The sequence below is a fragment of the Microbacterium sp. B35-04 genome (assembly GCF_010634885.1).
GTDB lineage: Bacteria > Actinomycetota > Actinomycetes > Actinomycetales > Microbacteriaceae > Microbacterium.
Map to the genome: position 1 here is coordinate 33,659 of NZ_MWLP01000023.1, position 24,227 is coordinate 57,885.

The 24,227-nt window shown below is 70.5% G+C and carries 22 protein-coding genes; 14 read left to right on the forward strand and 8 right to left on the reverse strand.

Going from position 1 to position 24,227, the window contains the following annotated elements; translation table 11 throughout:
* Positions 1-90: 90 nt before the first annotated feature.
* Complete coding sequence (locus B1729_RS06850; protein ID WP_163631481.1) at positions 91-2,886, forward strand: helix-turn-helix transcriptional regulator; 2,796 nt, start codon at positions 91-93, stop codon at positions 2,884-2,886.
* A 25-nt stretch (positions 2,887-2,911) separates the two neighbouring features.
* On the opposite strand, the gene B1729_RS06855 is transcribed toward B1729_RS06850, so the two are convergent.
* Positions 2,912-3,217, reverse strand: a complete 306-nt coding sequence (locus B1729_RS06855) for a YdhR family protein (protein ID WP_163619220.1) — start codon at positions 3,215-3,217, stop codon at positions 2,912-2,914.
* A 144-nt stretch (positions 3,218-3,361) separates the two neighbouring features.
* On the opposite strand from B1729_RS06855, the gene B1729_RS06860 reads away from it, so the two are divergent.
* The 3 genes from B1729_RS06860 (at position 3,362) to B1729_RS06870 (ending at position 5,563) form a co-directional block, all read left to right on the forward strand.
* Entirely contained in the window at positions 3,362-4,393 is a 1,032-nt protein-coding gene (locus tag B1729_RS06860) for an LLM class flavin-dependent oxidoreductase (protein WP_163631484.1), read from the forward strand.
* 122 nt (positions 4,394-4,515) lie between these two features.
* Positions 4,516-4,872 carry an SPW repeat protein gene (locus tag B1729_RS06865; protein ID WP_163619216.1) on the forward strand — a complete coding sequence of 119 codons (357 nt, stop codon included), beginning with the start codon at positions 4,516-4,518 and terminating at the stop codon, positions 4,870-4,872.
* An 85-nt stretch (positions 4,873-4,957) separates the two neighbouring features.
* Positions 4,958-5,563, forward strand: a complete 606-nt coding sequence (locus B1729_RS06870) for a TetR/AcrR family transcriptional regulator (protein WP_163619214.1) — start codon at positions 4,958-4,960, stop codon at positions 5,561-5,563.
* A 44-nt stretch (positions 5,564-5,607) separates the two neighbouring features.
* Here the strand turns inward: B1729_RS06870 and B1729_RS06875 are convergent, their stop codons facing one another.
* Positions 5,608-7,302, reverse strand: coding sequence for a Na+/H+ antiporter (locus B1729_RS06875; RefSeq protein WP_163619212.1), 1,695 nt, complete (start codon positions 7,300-7,302; stop codon positions 5,608-5,610).
* Between the two features lie 215 nt (positions 7,303-7,517).
* Here B1729_RS06875 and B1729_RS06880 point away from each other — a divergent pair, with 215 nt between their 5' ends.
* From B1729_RS06880 to B1729_RS06890, 3 genes are all read left to right on the forward strand, one after another.
* Positions 7,518-8,426, forward strand: a complete 909-nt coding sequence (locus tag B1729_RS06880) for an AraC family transcriptional regulator (protein WP_239539473.1) — start codon at positions 7,518-7,520, stop codon at positions 8,424-8,426.
* A 134-nt stretch (positions 8,427-8,560) separates the two neighbouring features.
* A complete protein-coding gene (locus B1729_RS06885) occupies positions 8,561-8,884 on the forward strand; it encodes an ATP-dependent DNA ligase (protein WP_163631487.1) in 324 nt (107 codons plus the stop codon).
* Between the two features lie 72 nt (positions 8,885-8,956).
* Entirely contained in the window at positions 8,957-9,298 is a 342-nt protein-coding gene (locus tag B1729_RS06890; protein ID WP_345770784.1) for a cupin domain-containing protein, read from the forward strand.
* A gap of 18 nt (positions 9,299-9,316) precedes the next feature.
* Here the strand turns inward: B1729_RS06890 and B1729_RS06895 are convergent, their stop codons facing one another.
* The 4 genes from B1729_RS06895 to B1729_RS06910 form a co-directional block, all read right to left on the reverse strand.
* Positions 9,317-9,826, reverse strand: a complete 510-nt coding sequence (locus B1729_RS06895; protein ID WP_239526082.1) for a GNAT family N-acetyltransferase — start codon at positions 9,824-9,826, stop codon at positions 9,317-9,319.
* 93 nt (positions 9,827-9,919) lie between these two features.
* Positions 9,920-11,005 (reverse strand): crosslink repair DNA glycosylase YcaQ family protein, encoded by a 1,086-nt coding sequence (locus B1729_RS06900; RefSeq protein WP_163619208.1) that lies wholly within the window; start codon positions 11,003-11,005, stop codon positions 9,920-9,922.
* An 85-nt stretch (positions 11,006-11,090) separates the two neighbouring features.
* A complete protein-coding gene (locus tag B1729_RS06905; RefSeq protein ID WP_163631490.1) occupies positions 11,091-12,077 on the reverse strand; it encodes an alpha/beta hydrolase in 987 nt (328 codons plus the stop codon).
* 77 nt (positions 12,078-12,154) lie between these two features.
* Positions 12,155-12,556, reverse strand: coding sequence for a PPOX class F420-dependent oxidoreductase (locus B1729_RS06910; protein ID WP_163631492.1), 402 nt, complete (start codon positions 12,554-12,556; stop codon positions 12,155-12,157).
* A gap of 73 nt (positions 12,557-12,629) precedes the next feature.
* Here B1729_RS06910 and B1729_RS20575 point away from each other — a divergent pair, with 73 nt between their 5' ends.
* Positions 12,630-13,205, forward strand: coding sequence for a DUF2510 domain-containing protein (locus tag B1729_RS20575; protein WP_204318880.1), 576 nt, complete (start codon positions 12,630-12,632; stop codon positions 13,203-13,205).
* A 9-nt stretch (positions 13,206-13,214) separates the two neighbouring features.
* Here the strand turns inward: B1729_RS20575 and B1729_RS06920 are convergent, their stop codons facing one another.
* Entirely contained in the window at positions 13,215-13,919 is a 705-nt protein-coding gene (locus B1729_RS06920) for a CoA pyrophosphatase (protein ID WP_163619202.1), read from the reverse strand.
* Positions 13,920-13,964: 45 nt separating this feature from the next.
* On the reverse strand, positions 13,965-14,738 hold the full coding sequence (locus B1729_RS06925) for an IclR family transcriptional regulator (protein ID WP_163619200.1): 774 nt from the start codon (positions 14,736-14,738) through the stop codon (positions 13,965-13,967).
* Positions 14,739-14,910: 172 nt separating this feature from the next.
* Here B1729_RS06925 and B1729_RS06930 point away from each other — a divergent pair, with 172 nt between their 5' ends.
* The 6 genes from B1729_RS06930 (at position 14,911) to B1729_RS06955 (ending at position 24,226) form a co-directional block, all read left to right on the forward strand.
* A complete protein-coding gene (locus B1729_RS06930) occupies positions 14,911-15,843 on the forward strand; it encodes a sugar ABC transporter permease (RefSeq protein ID WP_163631495.1) in 933 nt (310 codons plus the stop codon).
* Positions 15,840-16,733: a carbohydrate ABC transporter permease gene (locus B1729_RS06935; RefSeq protein ID WP_163619196.1), complete on the forward strand. Its 894-nt coding sequence runs from the start codon at positions 15,840-15,842 to the stop codon at positions 16,731-16,733. The genes B1729_RS06930 and B1729_RS06935 overlap by 4 nt, the downstream gene beginning before the upstream one ends.
* Before the next feature lie 58 nt (positions 16,734-16,791).
* On the forward strand, positions 16,792-18,078 hold the full coding sequence (locus B1729_RS06940; RefSeq protein ID WP_204260144.1) for an extracellular solute-binding protein: 1,287 nt from the start codon (positions 16,792-16,794) through the stop codon (positions 18,076-18,078).
* Positions 18,079-18,155: 77 nt separating this feature from the next.
* A complete protein-coding gene (locus B1729_RS06945) occupies positions 18,156-20,423 on the forward strand; it encodes an FAD-dependent oxidoreductase (RefSeq protein WP_163619194.1) in 2,268 nt (755 codons plus the stop codon).
* 82 nt (positions 20,424-20,505) lie between these two features.
* Entirely contained in the window at positions 20,506-22,386 is a 1,881-nt protein-coding gene (locus B1729_RS06950) for an alginate lyase family protein (RefSeq protein WP_163631498.1), read from the forward strand.
* 220 nt (positions 22,387-22,606) lie between these two features.
* On the forward strand, positions 22,607-24,226 hold the full coding sequence (locus tag B1729_RS06955) for a cyclic nucleotide-binding domain-containing thioredoxin-disulfide reductase (RefSeq protein ID WP_163631500.1): 1,620 nt from the start codon (positions 22,607-22,609) through the stop codon (positions 24,224-24,226).
* Position 24,227: the final 1 nt, after the last annotated feature.

Below are 24,227 nucleotides of genomic sequence, written 5' to 3' on the forward strand. Positions count from 1 at the left end.
ATCCGCCGTCACCTCGACGGTAGGAATGCGGAGCCGGCCGCCGCATCCGGGGACCCCCCTAGTCCCGACCGCGGTCGTAGACTCGGCTCCATGCTGGTGGGTCGGCGGGCCGAGCAGCAGGAGATCGCTCGGCTCGGGGCGGCTGCGCGTCTGGGGACGAGCGGCGTGCTCGCCGTGCGCGGCGAGGCCGGCGTGGGGAAGACCGCACTCCTCGACGACGCCGTCTCGCAACTGGACGGCATGCAGGTGCTGCGCGCGACCGGGCTCGAGTCCGAGCGTGAGATCGCCTTCGCCACGCTGCTGCAGCTGCTGCGACCCGCGCTCGGGGCGCTCGGGGGCATCCCCTCGACGCAGGCCGATGCCCTCGCGGCGGCGCTCGCGCTTCCGGGAGCGTCAGGACCAGCCGACGGGCGCGACCGATTCACCATCGGTGCGGCGGTGCTGAGCCTGGTCTGCCGGTTCGCGGAGGATGGACCGGTCGCCGTCGTCGTGGACGATCTGCACTTGGCCGACGCGCCCTCGTCGAGCGCCCTCGTCTTCGCCGCCCGACGGCTCGCCGCGGACCCGGTGGTGGCGCTGTTCGGCTCGCGGAGCCCAGAGGGAGACGGGCTCGTCGCCGGCCTTCGGACGCTGACACTGGGCGGTGTCGACCTCGAGTCCGCGCGGACGATCCTCCAGCATGCCCCCGGCGCCGCGGTCGCCGACGAACGGGTCCGCGTGCTGCACCGCGCCACCGAAGGCAACCCGCTCGCCATGCTCGAACTGCGCGCCGCCGATCTCGGTGTGGTCGAGAGCCTCGACACCGGGCTTCCCCTACGGGTGCCGCGTGCGGTCATAGACGCGTTCGGCAGGCGGCTGTCGACGCTGGATGCCGGCTGCCGTTCAGCCCTCCTCGTCGCCGCTGTGTGCGGCGCCGACCTCCGCTTCGTGACCGACGCCTGCGAAGCGCACGGGGTGGACGTGGCCCGACTCGACGCGGCGGAGGACGCCGGCCTGATCGCGGTGCGCGACGGGCACGTCGGGTTCCGGCATCCGCTGCTGCGCGCCGCCGTGTACTCCGGGGCGTCCGCACATGAACGCCGTGCCGCGCACCGCGCCGCCGCCGAAGCCGCGTCACCCGGCGACGTCGACCGGCGGGCTTGGCACCTGTCGGAGGCGACCTCGCACCCCGACGCCGCGATCGCCGGCCTCCTCGCCGAGGCCGGCGACCACGCCGTCGCACGGGCCGCGTACTCCGTCGCCTCGGGTGCGTTCGAGCGCTCGGCACGTCTCACTCCTGAAGCCGGCACGCGCGCCGCACGGCTGCTCCGTGCCGCCGACACCGCCTGGGAAGCCGGCGACGGCGAGCGCGCCGTCTCGCTCCTGGACCGGCGAGGGCGGGACGCCGTTTCGGAGGTGGCCGGCCGCGTCGAGGCCCCGGCCGGCGTCGAGGTCGGGTCTGCTGCTGACGACGTCCGAGAGATCGAACTGCGTGCGTCGGTGGCGGCGCGCACCGGATCGCTGAGGGAGGCGCTCGACATCCTGCTGCGTGCGGCCGATCACGCGGCATCGGCGGATGCAGCGACCGTCGCGCTGGCGGACGCCGTGCACGCCACCTACTACCTCGGAGACGCGCGCACTGCGTCGGCGCTGGCCGATCGGATCGCCGGACTCCGACCTGAGGTGACGACGACGCGTGCTCATGCACTCGGATTGATGGCCTCCGGGATGGCGAAGACGCTCGCAGGCCTCGGCGGAGCCGACGAGATCCGTGCCGCCGTGCCGCTCCTCGAGACCGATCCGGAGCTGGGGCGGGATCCTCGCCGCCTGTCGTGGCTCATGCTGGCGCCCCTGTACCTGCGCGACGCCACCAGCGGGGTGCGGCTTCGGGAGCTCGTCGACGAGGTGCGCGGCGCCGCCGGGATCGGAGCCCTGCCTGCGCTCCTCTTCCACGTCGCGGTCGACGAGGCCACCACGTCCGCGTCCTGGGTGCGGGCAGAGGCGAACTTCGCCGAGGCCATCCGGCTCGCCACCGAAACGGGTCAGACGACAGAGCTCGCGATGTCGCTGGCGGGGCTCGCGCGACTCGACTCCCGTGCCGGCCGAGCGGACGCGTGCCGCGCCCATGGTGAGGCGGCACGGACGCACTGCGCGGCGCGCGACATCCACGTGGGCGAGGCCTGGGTGGGCCACGCGTTCGGTGACCTCGAGCTCTCGTTGGGTCGCCCGGGGATCGCGGCGGAGCTCTTCGCAGATCTCATCGTGCTGCTCGCACGCCTCGGGCTCGACGATGTCGACCTCTGGCCCGGTCCCGAGTACGGCGACGCCCTCATGCGCATCGGGCGGCGCGAAGATGCGCTGGCGACGGCGACCCTGTACCGCACGCGCGCCGCGGCGAAGGGGCAGCCGTGGGCCTGCGCCCGGGGCGACCGCGCGATGGGGATCGCCGCAGCCGAAGACGATGCCGACGACTTGTTCGCGTCGGCGCTCGACTGGCATGAGCAGACGCTCGATCGGTTCGAGACGGCGCGCACCCGCCTCGCGTACGGCGAGCGCCTTCGCCGGTCGGGTCGGCGGAAAGACGCGCGCGTTCAGCTGCGCGCGGCATTCGACGACTTCACCGAGCTCGGGGCGTCGGTGTGGCGCGACCGCGCCGCGACAGAGCTCACCGCGACCGGCGAACACGTCCGCGCCACGTCGGGAAACGCGGTCGAGGACCTCACGCCGCAGGAACTCCAGGTCAGCGTGCTGCTCGCAGAGGGCCGCACGACCCGCGAAGCTGCGGCCGCCCTGTTCCTCAGCCCGAAGACCGTCGAATACCACCTGCGCAAGGCCTATACGAAGCTGGGGATCGGCTCACGCGCCGAGCTGACGCGGGCGCTCGCCGAGGTGGTGCATCGGGACTGACACGACGCGGCACCCCGTGCGCCGCTCAACGCGGCGGAACGCCGGTGAGCGCCGACAGACCGTCGTTGACGCCGTAGCTCCTCACCTCGATGTCCGTCACGCCGTAGCCCCGCAGCCGCTCGCTGTGGAAGGCGAGGTAGCGATCGGCATCCTCCTTGGTCTGGAAGAGGTAGGCGCCGCCGGCGATGCCGCTCTCGGCATCCTCGGTCCAGACCTTGAACACGAGGCCCTTCTCACCCGCGATGTCGCCGGCCAGTTCGCCGAACGCGGCGACCGCCTCCGCGCCGAACGGCCCCGCCGAGGGGAATTCGAACACCAGGAGATGTGCCATGCTTCGTCCTTCCGTCGGTGCGCTTCTGAGGTCCAGGCAACCACGAGGCGCCGACAAGGCTTTCCCGGTTACGTGCGCGGCGGGACGAGGCCGCGGCACTGCATTCACCGGAATGGATGCTGCGCGCGTACCGTTGCAGTCGACATGCAGCGCTTCGGAACCCTCTCGTTCGGACACTACGGCCCGCTGGGCGGCGGGCGGCAGCTCACTGCCGCCGACTCGATGCTGCAGGCGATCGACCTCGCCCAGGGCATGGACGAGCTCGGCGTGAACGGCGCGTACTTCCGCGTCCACCACTTCGCGCGTCAGCAGGCGTCGCCGATGCCGTTGCTCGCCGCTATCGCGGCACGGACGGAGCGCATCGAGGTCGGCACCGGGGTGATCGACATGCGCTACGAGAATCCGCTGTACCTCGCGGAGGAGGCCGCCGCGGTCGACCTCATCTCCGGCGGCCGGCTCGCGCTCGGCGTGAGCCGCGGGTCACCCGAGACCGTCGTGCGCGGCTACGAGGCTTTCGGATACACCGGGTCAGACGACCCCCGCGGCGCGGACACCGCCCGCGAGCACTTCGACCTCTTCCTGCGTGCGATCGAGGGCGAAGGCCTGGCGGAGCGCGACGACTCTTCGCCGTTCGGCGGCGGGGGCACGGGGTTGCAGCGCATCGAGCCGCACTCCCCCGGGCTCCGCTCCCGCGTGTGGTGGGGCGCTGGCAACCGCGAGTCCGCCGAGTGGGCGGGCCGTACGGGCGTGAACCTGATGTCGTCGACGCTGCTCACCTCGGCGGACGGGCGGCCGTTCGACATCCTGCAGGCGGAGCAGATCGACGGATTCCGCGCCGCGTGGCGGGAGGCGGGTCACGCCGGCGAGCCGCGCGTCTCGGTGAGCCGCTCGATCTTCCCGATCACCACCGCCGAGGAGCGCATGTACTTCGGCGGACGCCAGGACGGCGACCAGATCGGCGTGATCGACGGCATCCGCTCGACCTTCGGCAAGACCTATGCCGGGGAACCCGACGAGCTGGTCGAGCAACTCCAGAACGACGCCGCCATCGCCTCGGCAGACACGCTCATGCTCACGATCCCGAGCCAGCTCGGCGTCGAGTTCAACCTGCGGATGGTCGAGTCGTTCGCGAAGCACGTCGCCCCCGCGCTCGGCTGGCAGCCCACCCGCGTGTGACGCCGCCGTACGGAGCGCAACGGGAGCGTTCGGGAGGGATCTTGACCGGTCGGTCAGTCAGGAATACCGTGGAATCGACCCCCGATCGGGAGCCATCACCGCCTCCGAAGGAGGAGATTCCGATGAACAAGTGGACTCGTTGGGAGGACTGGGTCGCCGTGGTCGTGGGCCTCGTCGCCGCAGTGGCGGCGCTGTTCATGCCGCCGATGGGCGCCTCCATGCCATGGATGCTGATCGTCGGCATCCTGCTGATCGCCGCCGGCGTCATGAACCTCGCGATGCCGGGGATGGTCGCGATGGAGTACGTGCAGCTCGCGCTCGGTGCGGTGCTGTTCGTCGCTCCGTGGCTGGGTGGTTACGCCAGCATGGATTCCGCAGCCGCCTGGATCTGCTGGATCGGCGGGGCGGTCGCGGTGATCGTCGCGGCCCTCGCCATCCGACCGGCCATGCAGATGCACGACCGTTCCCTCCCGCACTGAGGGTGCCCTCCCCACTGACGTGCGCCGTCGAGACGGGGGCGCCGGACACCGCCGGCGGCCCCAGCGCCTTTCCTGAGGATCCGAGATGACGCGAAGCCGGGAGAGCCGGATCCTCATCCTCGATGCGGCCGAGCGCCTCTTCGCCGAGCGCGGCTTCGACGCCACCCCGACCGGGGCGATCGCCGACCTGGCCGGCGTGCCCAAGGGGCTGCTCTTCTACTACTTCCCCAGCAAGACAGATCTGCTGCGCGCGCTGATGGGCGAACGGCTCGATCTCGATCCCATCGACACCTCCGCGCTGATCGCCGAGGGTGACCCGGCGCAGTCGCTGCTCAACGTCACGGGGAGGCTCCGCGAACTTCAGGGCGAGTCGGCGGTGCGCCGCGTCATCGTGTGGCGCGAGCACCGGACGCACCCCGAGGTGCGCGCGAGGCTGCGGGACTACCGCAGCCAGCTGCAGGCGATCGTCGAACGCGTGCTCGGCGCGAGCATCCTGCATCCGATCGCCGCACGGCGCGTGCGGATCGCCGCGGAGGCCTGGGTCGCGATCATCACGACCCCGACGCTCGCGGCCCTTTCGGCAGACGAGGAGCTCGAGGCGGGCGACGAGCTCGCCGGCCCGGCCGATGCCGCCGACCTGCCCGCACTCGCCGATCTCATCTCGGCCGGCCTGCGCGAACCCGCGGCCTGAACTCCTTCCTCACGCGGCGGGCGGCCGCGCCATCGGCCGCAGAATCAGTCGAGCACCTCGATGCCCGTGATGCGCAGCTCCTCCACGTCGAGCCTGGTCTGGATCTGTGTCACGACGGCATCGTCGACGGCGCCCTCGCGGCGCAGCCGATACAGCACCTCGCGCTTGCGGTCCAGGAGCGCGATCCGCAGTCGCGAGTACTCCTCGTCGCGTTCGCGCGGCGAAGGCAGCGGAGCGGGCGGATCCAGCACGGCAGTGGCCGTCGCGGCTGCCTCGGCCTCGGCATCCGTCGCCCCGATCATCGAGTCGAGATCGACGATCCTGCGGTCGACCTCGGCCTGCTCGCGCGCCTGCACGCGCTCGTTGTTGCGCTCGAGGTAGTCATAGTAGTCGCGCGTGAGGCGGTCGCGCGTCTCCTCGCTGACACCGTGGTCGTGGGCGAGATCCTTCATCGCCGTCAGCGCCGCGCCGGTGATCGCACGCTCGGCGAGTTCGAGCTCCCTCTGCATCGCCATGTCCTCGGGGAGGCGGGCCCACCGCACGACCGCAGGCAGGATGGGTCCCTGCACGAGGAGGGTCAGCAGGATGATGCCCGCCGTGACGAAGATGATCTCGTCGCGCCCCGGCATCGGATCTCCGGCCGTCGTCGTAAGGGGCACAGAGAGCGCGATCGCCAGCGACACCGCGCCACGGAAGCCGGCGACCGCGCTCACGATCCGCGCCCGGTACGTGGTCCGGCGCAGTCGCTGAGATGGCCGGCGATCCAGCATGCGGATGATCATGACCGACGTCGTCTGGAACACGAACCGGGCTACGAGCAGCACCAGCCACGACGCCAGGGTGACCACCACCAGCCAGCCGATCTCGCGCCCGGGGATCTCATGCGCGACGGCCTGCACTTCGAAGCCGATGAGCACGAACAGAGAGCCGTTGAGAAGGAACGAGCCGAGAGGCCATGTCCACGCCGCCTGACGCCGCGACGCCGCCGTGCTGATCCGCGGCGTGATGTACGCCACGATGAGTCCGGCCACGACGACCGCCAGCACACCCGACGCGTGGACGAGCTCGGCGAGCAGGAACGCCGTGAACGGCACGAGCAGCAGGGCGATGTTGAGGTTCAGCGTGTTGCGCACGCGTCGCATCACGAGGTAAGCGAGACCCGCGACGACGACACCCGCCGCCGCACCGCCCACGTACGACAGCACCACCAGGCCGGTGACGTCGAGCGGGGTGTACTGGCCGCCCGCGGCGACACCGACGGCGACCCCGTATATGACCAGCGCCGTCCCGTCGTTGGTGAGGCTCTCGGCCTTGAGGTTCATGAAGTTGCGCCGCGGCAGCATGCGCCCGAGCGCAGCGACCGCGGTCGCGTCGGTCGGGGCGACCGCGGCGCCGAGGATGAGCGCGGCGTTCCAGGGCAGCCCGAGGGCGTAGGCGACGCCGGCGACGGCGAAAGCGCTGGCGACGACGAGCGCCGTGCTCATGAGGACGATGCCGCGGAAGTCCCGGATGATCGAACGCAGCGACGTGGTCATGCTCTCCCAGAACAGCAGGACCGGCAGGAAGAGCAGCAGCACCGTCTCGGGCGGCAGCTCGATCTCGCGCACCTCCGGGATGAACCCCAGCGCGAGTCCCGCGACGACGAGCAGCAGTGGGACGGCCACTCTGAGCTTCGGGGCCAGGATCGCACCGGTGAGGACGGTGATTCCGAGCAGGACGGTGACCTCGAGTCCATTCATGCGGGCTCCCTTCGGTGCAATGATCATCCAACCGCACCGGGAGCAACAGGATTCCCGGATGCCGCGGCCCGGCGTCGCGTCTGCCGCTGCGTGCTCAGGGTGATTCCGGTCGTCCCGCGCGCGCAGGTTAGAGTGTCCGGACCGGACACGGCGACATGTGCCCGGGATGCCGGGAGGGGCAGTTGGGCGAAGTGTTGACGCTCGCGTCGCGGGACGTGGGTGATGTCGAGTCGACGTGGCGCCAGTTCGTGCCTTCGGCCGCCCTGCAGCGAGTGGATCCTCGCACGTTCGCGTTCTCGTGGACGTCCGCCGCGACACCCGGCTTCTCAGTCGTGAAGTACCGGCTGAACGCTTCGGTGCAGTCCGCCATCGAACCGGACGGTCAGCTGATGGGCTGTCGTGTGGCCTCCCGCGGCGGCTGGGTGGGAACACCCCGCGGCGATCTGAATGCCGGGCTGCCGTGGCTCGCGCTGGACGGGCCGACGAGTGCGCGCTGGCACACGCGCGCCGACGTGCGCGCGTTCGTGTTCGACCGTGCCTCGGCCGAGGAGGAGGCACGGCGTCTGGCCGGCGACGACCGCTTCACGCTGCGCGCTGCGACGACGAGCTCCGCTCCGATCGACCGGGACCTCGCCGCGCACTGGGAGCGCGTGTTCCAGCACGTCGCCGGGTCGTTCTTCGTGCCGGGGCTCAGCACTCCGATGATCGAGGTGGAGCTGCGGCGCCACGCGCTGCACGCCACCCTCGCGGCGTTCTCACCCGCCTTCGGCGCCGCCCTCGAACGCTCGTCCCAGCGGGGTGCCGCCCCGCGGAGCGTCCGGCGGGCCATCGCCTACATGGAGCAGCACGCGCACGAGCCGATCACGATCGATGACGTCGCCGCGGCACCCGGGATCTCGTCGAGGGGACTCCAGTACGCCTTCCGTCGCGCCCTCGATCAGACGCCCACGGAGTACCTCCGCCGTGAACGGCTGGCCGGGGCGCATGCCGAACTGCAGCACGCGAAGCCCGCGAGCGTGTCGGAGGTCGCGCGGCGCTGGGGCTTCGCGAGCGCCTCGCGCTTCGCCAAGCACTACCGCGACGCGTACGGGAGGTCGCCGCGGCAGACACTGCACGGCGGCTGAAGTCCCTCCACGGCGGCCGCGTGAGGTTTCGCTTTCCGTGCTCCGCTTTCGCAGGGCGGTCCGCGGGGAGCCGGCGTCGACCGGGCTGTCGCAGAGTCTCTTGGAGCGGGCACGCCGCTCGCCGAAGGAGGCACGTGGGCAAGTTCATCTACGAGGGCGGCGTCCGCACGGAGTTCGACGATCGCGTGCTCTCGCACCTCCAGGTCGCCATCGGCACGAAGCTCCGCCGGAATGAGCCGTTCTACTTCACGTGGCACGGTGACGTCAGCACGGGCGGCGGACGGACGACTGTCTGGGTGCACGCGGCTGCGAGCCTGGTCTTCACCTACTACGGCGGCCGGACGGCCAAGATCAACCGCACCTGGCTCGAGGCGCTGATGCGCACGGCCAACTCGCCGGTCGGGCTGCAGGTCGTCGCCGAGCCGCCCGACGACGGCGGATCCGAGATGCTCGGCTGAGCCGCTCCGTCGGTTCCCTGTCATTGGGACGATCCGCACCGGTAGACTCCGGCCATCCGAGGCGATGGAGGCATGACGATGCACAGCACGGATCTGGCCGACCTGATCGACGACCTCATGGCGAAGGCGCGAGTGGCGTCCAGCGGCCGCGCGGCGCGGACCATCCGCGGCGGCCACGAGAACGCCCTTCGGGAGACCGTGATCGCACTGCTCGCCGGGCACGAACTCTCCGAGCACGACAGCCCGCACGAGGCCACGTTGCAGGTGCTCCAGGGCCACGTGCGTCTGATCACCGGCGACGATGCGTGGGAAGGGGCATCCGGTGATCACCTGACCGTGCCGCCGCAACGTCACAGCCTCGCCGCGCTCGAGGACTCGGTCGTCCTGCTGACCGTGTCGAACCGCGTGCCGTGACCGACTGACGCGCGCCGGTCAGGCGTCGAGCGTCGCCGCGAGTGCGGCGAGCGCTTCGCCGGTGACACGCTGCGTCGTCCAGTCGCCCATCGGCTCGGCGGCGATCGAGCGGTAGAAGCCGATCGCCGGCTCGTTCCAGTCGAGCACGGTCCATTCGAAGCGCGAGTATCCGCGCTCGACGCACACGGCCGCCAGCGAGGCGAGCAGCGACTTGCCGTAGCCGAAGGCGCGCTGGTGCTGGTCGACGAAGAGGTCCTCGAGCCACAAGCCGTGCCGCCCGGTCCACGTGGAGTAGGTCACGAACCAGATCGCGATGCCCACGATCTCGCCGTCCCGCTCGACGACGTGGGCGAAGACCCGCGGCTCGTCGCCGAACAGCGCAGCCTCGAGGGCGCCCACCGTGTTCTCGACAGCGTCCGGCTCGCGCTCGTACACGGCGAGCGCACGAATGCATGCCAGGATCCCCGGCTCGTCACCCGAGCGGGCCTCACGAAGGATGGCGCCACCGGCGAGCGTACGAGGAGTCACGTCTTCGAGCGTACCGAGAGGGCGACGGCAGCCGCACCTCTCGCCCCCGCGCCGCGTCTGCCGCTCGCCGCCGCGGGGCGGCATCCGTCCTGTTCAGGGCAGTCCGGTCACCGATACGCCGAGCCACTCGGCCAGCTCGGCGATCTCGGCGCGCACCATGTCGGACTCCTCCGGCTCGAGGGGCAGGAACTCGTGCACCGCGTTCACCTTGAGCACTTCGCGTTCGCGGTCGACCTCGGCGTCGAGCATCCCGACGAAGCGATCGCCCATCAGGATCGGATGGGCGAAGAAGCCGTACCGGCGCTGCGCCTTCGGCTTGAACTGCTCGAGCACGTAGGTGAACTCGAACAGCTCCTCGAGGCGTCGACGATCGAACAGCAGGCTGTCGTAGGGGTTGAGGAACGCCACCCGCCCGCCGGAGTCGTCGTCGAGCGCAGAGAGCGCCTCGGGATCGACGCGGTACGCCGTCGTGCTGCCCTCGACGACGCCAGGCTCCCCGGTGTCTTTCGCGACGCCGCTCCAGTACCAGTGCGGCTTGGCCAGCCCGGCCGACTGCAGGCGGCGCTCCGCGAGCAGCCGGGCGGCCTCCTCGTCGTCGTACTCGGGCATGTTCCGCGGGTAGACGCGCTCGGCGAGATCCCACCGGCGGCGGCGACCCTCGCGTCCGACGATGGCCACCTCGCCCTGGCGCAGCAGGAAGTCGAGCATGTGCGGCACCTGGTTCGCACCGGACCAGCCGTCGGGTGCCCGGCTCACCTGCGCGGTGTCGGGGATGTCGCTCGCGAGCAGGGGCCCCTCGGCGCGCAGTCGGGCGAGGACGTCGGCGCGGAACCCCGCATTCGCCTCGAGCCACTGCCGGCTGCTCTCGCGCTGCGGCCACTGCCGCATGCCCGGGAGCATCAGCGGCAGCACGCTCATGGGGCGGAAGGTGCCGTCGAACTCGAACAGCAGACGGTCGTCCTCGACGACCTTGCGCAGCTGACCCGGCTCGTACGACCAGCCGATGCGCGACCACAGCACGGTCTGCTCGCACGGCGCGATCGTCGCGGTGGGGTCGATCTTGATGTACCCCAGCTGCTCGGCGACCTCGACGACGTCACCAGGCCGCTCGGCATCGAGCAGCTGCGCGCGCACCACGATACGGCGCGCCTGGTCGCGGGTGAGCCGATGCGGGGTCATCCCCCGACCGTAGCCCGGCCAGGCTTCCTGACGCATCGACCGACGGGGAGATGCAGTCAGGTCGTGCGCCTGAACGGCCGCGACGTCAGCCGGCGGTCTCCGTCTCGAGCTGGAATGCGCCGCGCAGCACGCGCGCCCATTCTGCGTGGAACGCCCGGGACACCCCCGCCTTGCGGAACACCGCGTCGAAGCCGTGGAACGCCCCGGGCACGAGGGAGAGCTCGCACGGCACACCGGCCGCGACCAGGCGATTCGCGTACGCGACGTCCTCGTCGTGGAAGAGGTCGAGCGTGCCGACCCCGATCCACGCCGGAGGCAGCCCGCTCAGGTCGTCGCGCCGCGCGGGAACGACGGACGAGCGGATGCCGGCACCCGCAGCATCGTCCGCCGCACCGGCGTCCGCGCCGAGATAGGCCGACCACGCGAACCGGTTGCTCGCCGGTGACCACATGCGCAGGTGGCGCGTGTCGATGTCGTCGCGCAGCACGGTGCGGTCATCGAGCATCGGATAGGCCAGCAGCTGGAACACCGGCTGTGGGCCTCCCTCGTCATGCAGCCGCTGCGCGAGCGCCGCAGCCAGGCCGCCCCCGGCGCTCGCACCCCCGACGGCGATGCGGCTCGGGTCGATGCCGAATTCGGCGGCACGAGCGACGACCTCGCGGAACCCGGCGACGAGGTCGTCGAGCGCCGCGGGTGCCGGATGCTCGGGGGCGAGGCGGTAGGACGCCGAGAACACGGCGATCCCGAGGTCGCGCGCGAGGGCGAGGTTGGTGCCGTCGTCCTGCTGCGGCGTACCGAGGATCAGTCCGCCACCGTGGATCCAGAACAGCGCCGGCAACGGTGCTGCCGCTGCTGAGTCAGGCGCCTGCCGCGGCCGGAAGACCCGGTACGGCCGTTCGCCGGCAGGCGTGCGGAAAGGCACCGTCGAGACGTCGACGTCGGGTTCCGGCTGGATGCCGGGTGGCGTCAGCCGGAACATCCACAGAGTGCGCGGTCCGGCACTGAAGAGCGGCAGCCATCTCGCGGCGGCCAGGTCGGGGTGGAAGGGTTCGGGTGGGGTCTTCGTCGACACCGGACGATGCTATCCGGTTACGGGGCCGCCGAGAACCGCGGCTGATCCGCTGCTGCCTCGTCGCTACCGCCTCGTCGCTACTGCTTCGTCGCGCGCTCGATCGACATGACGAGGATCACGCGGTCCGCCTTGTCGCGCGGCGGCGTCTGGCTCGGGTTGCCGTAGCGGTTCTGGAGTCGCACGTAGAACGCGCCCTCCGGGTCGGGGACGACCTCTACCAGCCGGCCGGCGACCTCCAGGTAGTGGAAGGGGTGCTCGGGGTCGACCATCGACAGCGACATCGACGGGTTGTGCTGGAGGTTGCGGTACTTCTGCCGGTAGTTCGTGTGCGTGAACCTGACGTGCTCGCCGTCGAACTCGAACCACATGGGGTTCACCTGCACGGTGTCGTCGGGCCGGACGGTTCCGAGGTGCGCATACACCGGGAGATCGAGGAGACGGCGTCGGTCAGCGGGGAGGATGTCGTCGACGGAAGGCATGGGTCCAGTCTGGCGTGCCCCGGCGCCTCGAGGCCGCTCGCCGAGGTTCCGTGTCACGAACTACTCTCGGTTCATGGCGACGCAACCCGCACCCGGGTGGTACGACGACGGCTCGGGCAAGCAGCGCTGGTGGGACGGCACGCACTGGACCGAGCAGTACATCGATCTGCGCGCGCCCGACATCGAATTGCGGACGGATGCCGGGCCCGCCGCGGCCGGACCCGCGCTGCCCGGCTGGTACGACGACCAGCGCGGACGCACGCGGTGGTGGGACGGACGCCGCTGGACGGCCGATGTGCGGTACAGCGGTCAGGAGCAGGACTTCGCCGGCATCGTCATCGATGGGCGGTGGATCCACTTCGGCGACCTGAGCCAGCCGGTCGCCGAGGTCGAGGCATCCGTCGACTCCGGCGATGCGCTGCTGCGGCGTCCCGCCTTCACGCGAGCGGCCGTCGAGCGGCGGATGTTCGGCGCAGCCGGGCCCATCACGCCCCGCACCATCAACCGTGCGATCAACCGCATGGCGCCGCACGTGGTGATCGGGGGTGCGCAGGTCTGGGTCGCGCCTTATCCCACCGCGCACGAGACGGAGGCCCGGCGCTTCATCGCCTGGGTCAACACGAGCGCGCAGCACTACCGGTACCGCTGACCCGCGCCCTCATCCCGGGAGCACGAGGGGCAGCTCGCGGGTGTCGTCCCACGGCTCGCTCCACCCGAGGCGGTCGAACAGCCCGTCCAGCACCATTCCGGTGAAACCCCAGACGAGGTGCTCCCCCGTCGCATGCCGCACGAGGAATCCCGGGCCGCGCCATTCCCGCCCGTCGCGGCGGATCACCGTCACGCCGCGGTTGGCGGGGTTCAGGAGGTCGGCGACGGGTGCCCGGAACACGGCGGCAGACTCGGCTTCGTCGACGACGCGGACGGGAGACGGATGCCGCCACCAACCCAGCACCGGCGTCACGAGGTGCTGCGAGAACGCGAGAGAGATGTCGGTGAGCTCGCCGAGCACGTCGACGCCGGCAGGATCGAGGCCGGTCTCTTCGCGGGCTTCGCGGAGCGCGGCCGAGACCGGGCCGTCGTCTCCGGGGTCGACGCGCCCACCGGGAAAGGCGACCTGCCCGGGATGCGCCCGCAGCGTGGTCGCTCGCGAGAGGAGCAGCACGTCGAGATCGCGCGACACCGCCTGCGCCTCGGCGTCGTGGCCGCTCGGGAACGCGTCGAGCACACCGAAGAGCATGAGCACCGCGGCCGGCCGGGCGCGGGGCTCCGGCGGCAGGTCGATCAACGGTCGGCGGTCGCCGGCGGGATCGGCGAGAGCGGCGAGTTGTGCCCGCGCGCTCCGGGTGGTCGGTTCGGCGCGCATTGGTTCAATGTACGCCCGGTCGGCGACACCGGGATCGGGCGGGACTCAGCCGGCGGGGCCCTGGTACCCGAGGCCGGAGCTGATGCGGTCCGCGGTCTCGATGACGATCCGGCCGAGCTCCGCCTCACGGGTCTCGAGATCGATGGTGGATCGCGGCCCCGAGATCGATACCGCGGCCACGATGCGTCCGGACTGGTCGAGGATCGGCGCCGCGACCGACGCCCGGCCGAGCACGAACTCCTCGACCTCGGTGGCGTATCCCCGGCGGGCGATCAGGGCGACCTCCCGGTCGAGGGCCTCGTGAGTGGTGATGGTCGCCTCGGTGTAGCCGACGAGCTCGCGGAGCAGGGCGTGACGGGAGTCTCGCGATGTGCCGACGAGCGTCGACTTCCCGATGCTCGTGGCGTGCAGCGGCACCCGCTGCCCCATGAGGGTGTGCGACTTGGGCGAGAGCGGACCCTCGAAGTTGCAGAGGTAGATGAGTTCGGCGCCGCGCAACAGCGCGAGATTGACGCCGAGACCGAGCTTGCCGGCAAGCCCCTGGGCGATCTGACGACCGACCCGATGGACGCGATTCTGGTTGATGGCGATGCCCGCCAGCGTCAGCAGCTCTGAACCCAGGAAGTAGAGCGTCGTCTGCGCATCGCGCTCGACCAGGCCGCCCGCCTCCAGGGTGGCGAGCAGGCGGGAGGCGGTCGACTGGCCGATGCCGGCCGCGCGGGCCACATCGCCCACGCGCATCGGCTCGCCGCTGGCGAACGACTCGAGCACGGAGATCGCCTTCTCCACGCTCTGGTTCGCGCCCTTGTCAGCAGCCATGTGTCCTCCGGTTCGTCGTCGGCCCGTGCGCTCAGTAAAGCACACCCATGCACATAGTGCACAGCAGTTGCGAATAGTGCGCGGCTCGTGCACTCTGTAGGCGGCGTCGAAGGATGACGCCCCGCCGGCGGCTCAGAGATGACGCACCGGTCCGACTCTGCGAAGGACGACGATGACCACTTCCCGCGTGGCAGCTCCCGCCGCCGCTCGGCGCACGCGAGGCACCCCGCTCAGCGAGCGCACGTTCCTGGCCTTCCTGCTGCTCCCCGGCATCGTGCTGCTGTGCGCGATCGTGCTCTACCCGCTCATCCGTTCCCTGATCTCGGCGTTCTTCGACGAGAACCTGCTGTACCCCGGCATGACGTTCGTGGGAATGCAGAACATCATCGGCGTCCTCACCACCGAGTTCGGCCCGCTGCTCACGCAGACCCTCATCTTCACCGTCGGGGCCACGGTGGCGCCGTTCGTCATCGGACTCGCGCTCGCGCTCGTGCTGAACCAGACCTTCCGCGGTCAGCGGTTCCTCCGCGGAGCGTTCCTCATCCCCTGGCTGATCCCCGGCGTCGTCGTGTCCTTCCTCTGGATGTGGATCTTCGACGCGAACTACGGCGTGCTCAATGGCATCCTCCTGAGCATCGGGGCCATCGACAGCCCGATCGCCTGGCTGTTCCAGACCGATACCGCGCGCGTCGCGCTGATCGTCGCGAAGACGTGGAACACCTTCCCCTGGATCATGGTGATGCTCCTCGCCGCGCTGCAGACGGTCCCCGCCGAGCTCCACGAAGCGGCGGCGATGGACGGCGCCGGCACGGTGCGGCGCTTCTTCACGGTGACCTGGCCGCACATCCGCGGCGTCGCAGGACTGGTGGTGCTGCTCGAGTTCATCTGGAACTTCCAGCACTTCGACACGATCTTCGTCCTCACGGGCGGCGGACCGGCGGGTACGACGAACACCTTCGCGACCGAGGTGTACGACACCGCCTTCAAGGGGTACGACCTGGGTCACGCGGGCGCGCTGGGCATCCTCTGGATGGCGCTGCTGACCGTCCTCGTCGTCGTCTACGTCTGGCTCTCCGAGCGAGGCGAGAAGGGAGCCCACCGGTGACCACCATCACCGCCACACCCATCACGGTGCTCGCCGAGCAGACGCCGCCTCCCGCCGCCCGGCGTCGGCGCCGTCGCATCCGCTGGGGAACCTGGATCACTCTCGCCGTGATCTCGCTCTTCGGGTTCGCGCCGGTGTACTGGCTGCTCGCCACCTCGCTCACGCCCAGCGATCAGGTGTTCGCGTTCCCGCCGACGCTGTTCCCGAAGGAGGTGACGTTCGCCCACTACGCGACGGTGTTCGGAAACGAGGCGATCTTCGTCTACTTCCGCAACAGCGTGATCGTCTCGGTGATCACCGCCGTGCTCTCGGTGATCGTGTCGATGTACATGGGCTACGCCTTCTCGAAGTACCGCTTCGCCGGCCGCAAGTCCCTCATGTACTTCGTGCTGTCGAGCCAGATGTTCCCTCAGGCGCTGCTGCTCGTGACGCTCTATCTCGTCTTCGCACAGTTCGGCCTGCTGAACACCTACCTCGCACTCATCCTCTCGTTCACCACCTTCACGCTCCCGCTGTGCGTCTGGATGCTGAAGGGCTTCTTCGATGCGCTTCCTGACGACCTGATCGAAGCCGCCCGCATCGACGGCGCCGGCCCGTGGCGCATCTTCCACTCGATCGTCCTTCCGCTCGCCGCTCCTGGACTGGTCGCGGCAGGGCTGTTCGCCTTCGTGCGGGGATGGAATGACTTCATCTTCGCGCTCACCCTTGCGGGTCCCGACCGGCAGACCCTTCCCCCGGGCCTCGTGAACACCTTCATCTCCGAAGCGAGCACGTCGTGGCCCGCGCTCATGGCGGCCTCGCTCGTGGTCTCTGTTCCCGTCTGCATCGCCTTCATCCTGCTCCAGCGCTTCCTCGTCGGCGGGATCACCGCCGGTGCCGTCAAGGGCTGAATCTCCCTGCTGTTCCTCTCCCACCACCACCCGATCGCACTGTTTCGAAGGAGAAATCATGGCAAACGACATCTCGCGGCGGTCTCTGCTGCGCTACTCCGTGTTGGGGCTCGGCGGGGCCGCTCTGCTCGGCCTCGCGGGCTGCTCGACCGGAGGCGCCGGCGCGCCGGTCACGACTCCCGGTACAGCGGAGCCGACCGACTTCGCATTCGCGTCGTGGAGCCTGTCCGAGGAGGCGGCGAAGCCCACGATCGAGGCGGCGCTCAAGAGCTTCTCGAGCGCCGAGGGCATCTCGATCGACACCAGCGCGTACCCGTACAACGAGTATCTGAATCAGCTCACCCTGCAGGTTCGCGGCGGGCAGTTCTCCGGTGCGGCACAGCTCGACGTCGCGTGGCTGTCGGCCATCGCGGCACTCGGCAAGCTGACCGACCTGTCGGCATACACCGGCGGCCGCGGCTACACCGATGCCGCACTGGGGGCCGGCACGTCGGGCGGCAAGCAGCTCGGACTCCCCTGGACGATCGGAGCGATCGGCCTCATCGGCAACGCCGAGCTGTTCGACAAGGCGGGAGCCTCGCTCACGCCGGGCACGATCGACGAGTTCGAGGATGGCCTCCGCGCACTGAAGGGCATCGGGTTGATCCCCTACGCGGCGAGCACGAAGGCCGCGCAGCTGAAGGACATCGTCGTGTGGATGCAGACATTCGGCTCGCCGATCATCGAGGACGGCAAGTCGACGATCGGAGACGACGCGTCGGTCGAAGCCGTCGAGTGGTACAAGAAGCTGTACGACGACGGCCTGATCGCGGCCGACGTCGACCGCGCGGCAGCCCGCACCCTCTTCTCGCAGGGCGCCACCGCACTCTACGACGACGCGCCGGTCGGCAAGTCGTCGGTCGTGTCGCAGTCACCCGACGCGACGCTCGGCGACAAGATGACCCCCATCGCGCGGCCCGTCGTCAAGGCGGGGTCCACTCCTCAGCACGTGCTGTGGGGCCATCTCGTCGTCGTCGTGGACGGCGAGGGTGCCGGCACCGCCGCCGACTTCGCGCAGTGGCTCACCAGCGACCCGCAGCAGAGCGAGGACTACTTCGCGGCACTCGGGCTGCCACCGACAACCGAAGCGGCACTCGCCTCCGACACGGTCACCGCGAACGCGTTCGTCCAGGCCTTCACCGAGACCGTCACCTCCACCGCGAAGCCGAGCCCGCTATGGGAGTACCCGTCGTACGCGCAGATGGAGACCGCGATCGCCGAGCAGGTCCAAGCGGTCCTGATCGGCCAGAAGTCGGCATCCGACGCCATGAAGACCGCCGGCGACACGATCAACGGCCTCATCTGAATACCCCTCCTCCACGCCGGCCCGGGCTCGTCCCCGGGCCGGCGACCTCCCCTGCCCCGCAACCCGCCGAAGGAACCATGCGCACTCAGAACGTCGAAGCCGATATCACCGTGGTCGGAGGCGGCCTTGCCGGCGTCTGCGCCGCGATCAGCGCGGCGCGCCTCGGCAAGAGGGTGGCGCTCATCGGGAATCGACCGGTGCTCGGCGGCAACTCGTCGTCGGAGGTGCGCGTCTGGGTCGTGGGCGCAACTGGACACGGGGTGCAGCGGTTCGCCCGCGAGAGCGGAGTCATCGGCGAGCTCTACGTCGAGAACCAGTACCGCAACCCCGAGGGGAACCCGATCATCTGGGACGAGGTCGTCTTCGACGCGGTCCGAGCCGAGCCGAACATCACCGTCTTCCTCAACACCGACGTGCGCGAGGTCGATGCCGCCGACATCGACGGCGAGCGCGTCGTCACCGCGGTGCACGGATGGACGATGGGATCCGAGACTCTCACGACCTTCACGAGCCCCTACTTCCTGGACTGCACCGGCGACGGCCTCGTCGGCCACCTCTCCGGCGCCGAGTACCGGATCGGTCGCGAGGCGTCGCACGAGTTCGGCGAGTCGTGGGCACCCGAGGAAGCGGACGGTGAGCTGCTCGGCTCGACGATCCTCTTCTACACGAAGGATCTCGGCCGCCCGGTCGACTTCGTCGCCCCGGACTCCGCGAAGGACATCACGAAGACCCCGATCCCCACGTCGCGCATCCTGCGCTCGGGCGACAAGGGCGCGCATTACTGGTGGATCGAATGGGGCGGTCATCTCGACACCGTCCACGACAACGAGATCATCCGCGACGAGCTGCGCTCGGTCATCTTCGGCATCTGGGACTACATCAAGAACTCCGGGAAGTTCGATGCCGCGAACCTGGACCTCGAGTGGGTCGGCTCGCTTCCGGGCAAGAGGGAGTACCGCCGTTTCCTCGGCGACCACGTGCTGTCGCAGAACGACATCCTCGACCAGGTCGATCATCCGGACGCCGTCGCCTTCGGCGGCTGGTCGATCGACCTCCACCCGGTCGAGGGGATGTACGCCACGAAGGCCGGCGCTCATCAGCGCTACTCGAACGGCATCTACGGCATCCCGTTCCGCAGCTACTACTCGCGCAACATCGCCAATCTGCTCCTGGCCGGCCGCGACATCTCGGCGACGCACGTCGCCTTCGGCTCGACGCGCGTCATGGCGACCTGCGGCGCGGGGGGCGAGGCGGCGGGCACGGGGGCGTCGCTGGCCCTCGACCTCGGCGTGCGTCCGCGCGAGCTGGCGACGGCGCACGTCGAGACCCTCCGCCAGACGATGCTGCGGCAGGATGCCTCGGTCTTCGGCATCCGAAATTGCGATCCGTCCGATCTCTCCCGCCGTGCCGTCGTGACCGCGTCGAGCACCGCCCGCACGCTCGACCCGGCAGAGCTGGTGCCGGGCGCCGGCGAGGCGCCGTTCGCGCTCGAGCGGGATCTCGGGATCCTGCTGCCCGTCGACCCTCGACTGGACCACGTCGAGGTCCTGCTGCACGCGGAGCGCGACGTGACGCTCGGTGCGTCGCTGTGGACGACGGGGCACCCGCAGAACGCGGTGCCGATCGACGAGCGCGCGCGCGTCGAAGTCGGGGTCGCGGCTTCGCCCGAACCTCAGTGGGTACGTCTCCCGCTCAGCTGGAACCCGGATGAGCCCGAGAGCGTCGTAGTGGTGCTCGAGGCCGCCGAGGGCGTGGCGGTCGTGCTGAGCGAGGCGCAGATTCCGGGCGTGCTCGCTCTCCCCCACCGCCCGCAGGCCGACGGCGACGCGAACGTCGCCGTCGACGAGTCCGAGAGCGTCATCGCCTGGCCCGCCATCCCGCTGCGCGGCCGCACGCCCCGCGTGCGGGTGAGCCCCGCGACCGCCGCGTTCGACGAGTCCCTTGCCGTCGCCGGCTATCAGCGCTTCTACGGCGGCCCGAACCTCTGGATGTCGCTGCCGAGCGGCGCCGAGCCGGAGGCCGCGGAGTCGCTCACGCTCGAATGGTCCGAGCCGCAGCGGGTGCGCAGCATCCGTCTCGTCTTCGACGACGACACGGACGTGGAGCTCAACACCCTGCACCACCACCGCACGCCCGATCGCATCTTCCCCGAACTCGTGCGGGACTACGTGCTCGAGGCGCGTGAGCGCGGCGGCGCCTGGCGCGAGATCGTGCGTGTCGAGGCCAACCGACGCCGGCAGCGGGTGCACGAGACATCCGCCGACGACGTGCAGGCGCTCCGCCTGCGCGTGCTCGCCACGAACGGCGCCCCGCAGGCGCGGGTGGTGTCGATCCGCGTCTACTGAACCGGCGCGGACCGCCGCGTACTCGAGCTCGCAACCTCGAAAGGCCGAACAGCTCGAAAAGCCGAACAGAAGGAGGAAACCGATGATGAAGGCTCGATGGCGAGCTTCGCTCGCCGCTGTCGCCGTGCTCGCGCTGGTGGGAGCGGCGCAGCCGGCGCTCGCACAGACCGGCGAGGACAGCACGTTCCGCGACGACTTCGACACGCTCAGCAGCGCGTGGACGAGCGCCGCCGGCGACTGGCAGGCGGCCGACGGCGCCGCCCGCGTCGTGACGCCGGGCTCGACGCGCGGATCGGTGCTGGCATTGACCGAGCTCGACCTCGAGCCCGTCAGCACGGCGACCGCGACCTTCCGAACCGAAGGCGGCGGCGCGACGGCGTGGGCGGGCTTCACCGTGCACCGCGCCGGCACCACCGACGACTACACGCAGTCGGGCTACACCGTCCTGCTCCGCAACAACGGCGAGCTCGCGGTGATCAAGGCGGCCGGCAACTCGGGCGTGACGTACCTGGGCGCGACAACGACGGCTGCACGGCCTGGGACCGACTGGGTCACGGTGACGGCTCGCCTGGACGGCGCCCGGCTGGACGTCTTGCTGGGCGGGGCGGCGCAGCCGCTTCTCTCCGTGACGGACTCGTCGTTCGACGACGGCGGCTTCTCGCTCGCCGCGCACCGCGACCTTCGGATGGTCGTCGACTCCGTCGAGCTGACCGGCGTTGCGCAGCGCGACGAGCCGGCACCCGCGGACTGCGTCGCGTGGTCGGGCGAGCCCGCCGCGGCGGCCGAGCGCGGGCTCGTCCTGAACAGCCCGGAGCGCATCGCCGAGGTCGCCCGTCGCGTGGACCGCGGCGTCGAGCCTCAGGCATCCGGGTTCGATCTGCTCATGGCCGACGTCGCTGCCGGGATGGCGCGCACGCCGGCACCGCCGGAGGTCTTCTTCGTGCCGTTCTTCTACAACAACCCCACCGCCCACCGGGCGGCGCGCGACGGACTGCAGAACGACGCGAACACCGCCTACCAGCTGGCGCTGGCGTACCGGCTCACCGGCGACGAGAGCTACGGCTCACACGCCGCCCGGTTCATCGACGCGTGGATGGGCACGGTCGACTGCGTGCGCACCAGCGAGGACTCCGCGCTGGCGTTCAGCTACCACTTCCCCGCGTTCGTGTTCGCCGCCGAGCTGCTCCGCGGCACGCCGGCGTGGTCGGAGCAGGGAGAGCGTGCGTTCGCAGGCTTCCTTGCGGAGACGGCGACTCCGGTCGCAGGGTCCATCCTCCATCGCATGAACAACTGGGGCAGCTGGGCTCTCGAGCTGACCACGGCGAGCGCGGCGTACCTGGACGACTCGGCGGCGATCGAGGCGGCGTACACGCGGTCCACCGAGCTGATCGAGCACCAGATCGACGCGAACGGGCACATGCCGGAGGAGGTCACGCGCAACAACGGCGTGGGCGACTACGGGATCTGGTACACGCACTTCTCGCTGCTGCCGCTTCTGCTGACGGCTGAGACGCTCGAGGGCCACGGATTCGAGCTGCACTCGTACGTCAACGCCAACGGGGCCGGTCTCGGCGACGCGGTGGAGGCCGCCAGCTCGTGGGTCGCGGCGCCGGAGAGCTTCCCGTACTACACCGGCGACATCGCGAAGCTCGCCAATGTGCGGACGATCGACTATCTCCGAGCGGTCGGCGTCACCGCCCACAGCATGAGCTACTTCGAGCTCGCCGCGAACCACTTCCCCTCGACGATCCTCGACGCTCTGCTCGCCGAGGAAGGTGCCATGACGACGATCCACTCGGCGCCGCACCTCAGCCTCACGCACGGCGGACTCTCCGACCCGTCGCGACCGGGTGGCGGCCACGGCCACGCGCCCGACCACGCGGGGGTGCCAGGCCCGCCTGATCACGCCGGAGTTCCGGGGATGCCGGGTCATGCGAGCGGAGGCGGTCAGCTGCCGGGCTGATCCGATACTCGAGCGGCTGAGCCGTTCGCGAAGGCCTCCCGTTGCGAAGTGGACCTGGCAGGTCACCGCGTCACGCAACAGGAGGCCTTCGTTCCCCACGCGAGCGTCTGCGCGGCCTGGGGTTCGGGTTGACCGGCGCTCGACGGCCCCGGTAGCTTCGCCCCGTGGCGCATCGCGTCGCCGGGTGCGCACGCGCTCCCGCCTGGCTGCTGGGAGCCGCATGATCACCGTCGACGGTCTGCGCGCGATGCGCGTGTTCGAAGGGGTGCCCGAGGAGGGCCTGACCTACCTCGCCGGCGCCGTCGAGGACATCCGGCTCGTCCCGGGCGAGTACTTCGCGCACGAGGGCGACGAGCGGTCGCTCTTCGTCGTGGTCGAGGGTCTCGCCGAGATCACCAAGATCGTGAACGGCGACGAGCGGGTCATCGGGACGCGCAGGCCCGGCCGGTTCTTCGGCGAGGTGCCGATGACGCTGAGCACGCCGTTCCCCGCCAGCGGTCGCGCCGCGGGACCGACCCGCGTGCTGAAGCTCGAGCCCGCCGTGTACTACACGCTGGCCGCGCTCGCCCCGTCGGTGCCCGATCGGGTCGCCGCTCTCGCACGGCGCTACCTCGACTCACTCCAGACGATGGCCGCGGAGCAGCGCGAGCCCGGGGTGCGATTGATCCACCCCCGGCGCAGTGCACGGGCGCATCGTGTGAGCGGCTTCCTCACGCGCAACCAGGTCGACTTCGAGAGCGTGACGGTGGATGCCGGAGCAGACGCAGTCGGGGACGCCGTCCTCGAGCTGGCCGACGGGCGACGCCTCGAGAACCCGACGATGCGAGAGGTCGCCGAAGCCGTGGGGCTCGACGTGGCGCCGGCAGTCCGCGACTACGACGTCGTCATCCTCGGCGCCGGGCCGGCCGGTCTGACGGCCGCCGTCAACGCCGCGGCCGAGGGCCTGCGGACGCTCGTCGTCGAGACGTTCGCACCCGGCGGACAGGCCGGCACGTCGACGCGGATCGAGAACTACACCGGCTTCCCGTTCGGCATCTCGGGCGACGATCTCGCCAGCCGGGCGTTCAAGCAGGCCAAGCGCCTGGGCGCTGAGCTGGTGGTGACGCGCACCGTCGAGGCGCTCGACCCGGTCACTCACGAGCTGACGCTCGACGGTGGCGATGTCGTCGGCGCCGAGGTGGTGATCCTCGCCACCGGGGTCGTGTGGCGCACGCTCCCCCTCGACGACGTCGGAAGGTTCCTCGGCAACGGCGTCTACTACGGCGCCGCGCGCAGCGACTCCGCCGTCGCTCAGGGGGCCGACGTGAGCATCATCGGCGCCGGAAACTCGGCCGGCCAGGCGGCGCTGTTCTTCAGCCGCCACGCGCGTTCTGTCACGCTCCTGGTGAGGGGCGAGTCGCTCGAGGCGAGCATGTCGCGGTATCTCATCGACCAGCTCGCGGCCATCCCCGCCATCCGGGTGGAGACCCGCAGCGAGGTCGTGGCGCTCCACGGTGCTGACGCCCTGCGCGCCGCCGACATCGCCGACCGGCGCACCGGCGCTGTGCACCGCCGCGACGTCGACGTCCTCTTCGTCATGATCGGAGCGGATGCCGAGACGGCCTGGCTGCCGTCGCGGGTCGCGCTCGACGCGCGGGGCTTCGTGCTCACGGGGGCGGATGCCCTCGAATCGGGAAGGTGGGCCGAGACGCGGCGTCCGTTCGCCCTCGAGACGACAGCTCCGGGCGTCTTCGCCGTCGGCGACGTGCGTTCCGGCTCGGTGAAGCGCGTCGTCGCCGGCGTCGGCGAGGGCGGCATGGCCGTCGCCTTCACCCACCAGTACCTGGCACTGGAGCGGTAGT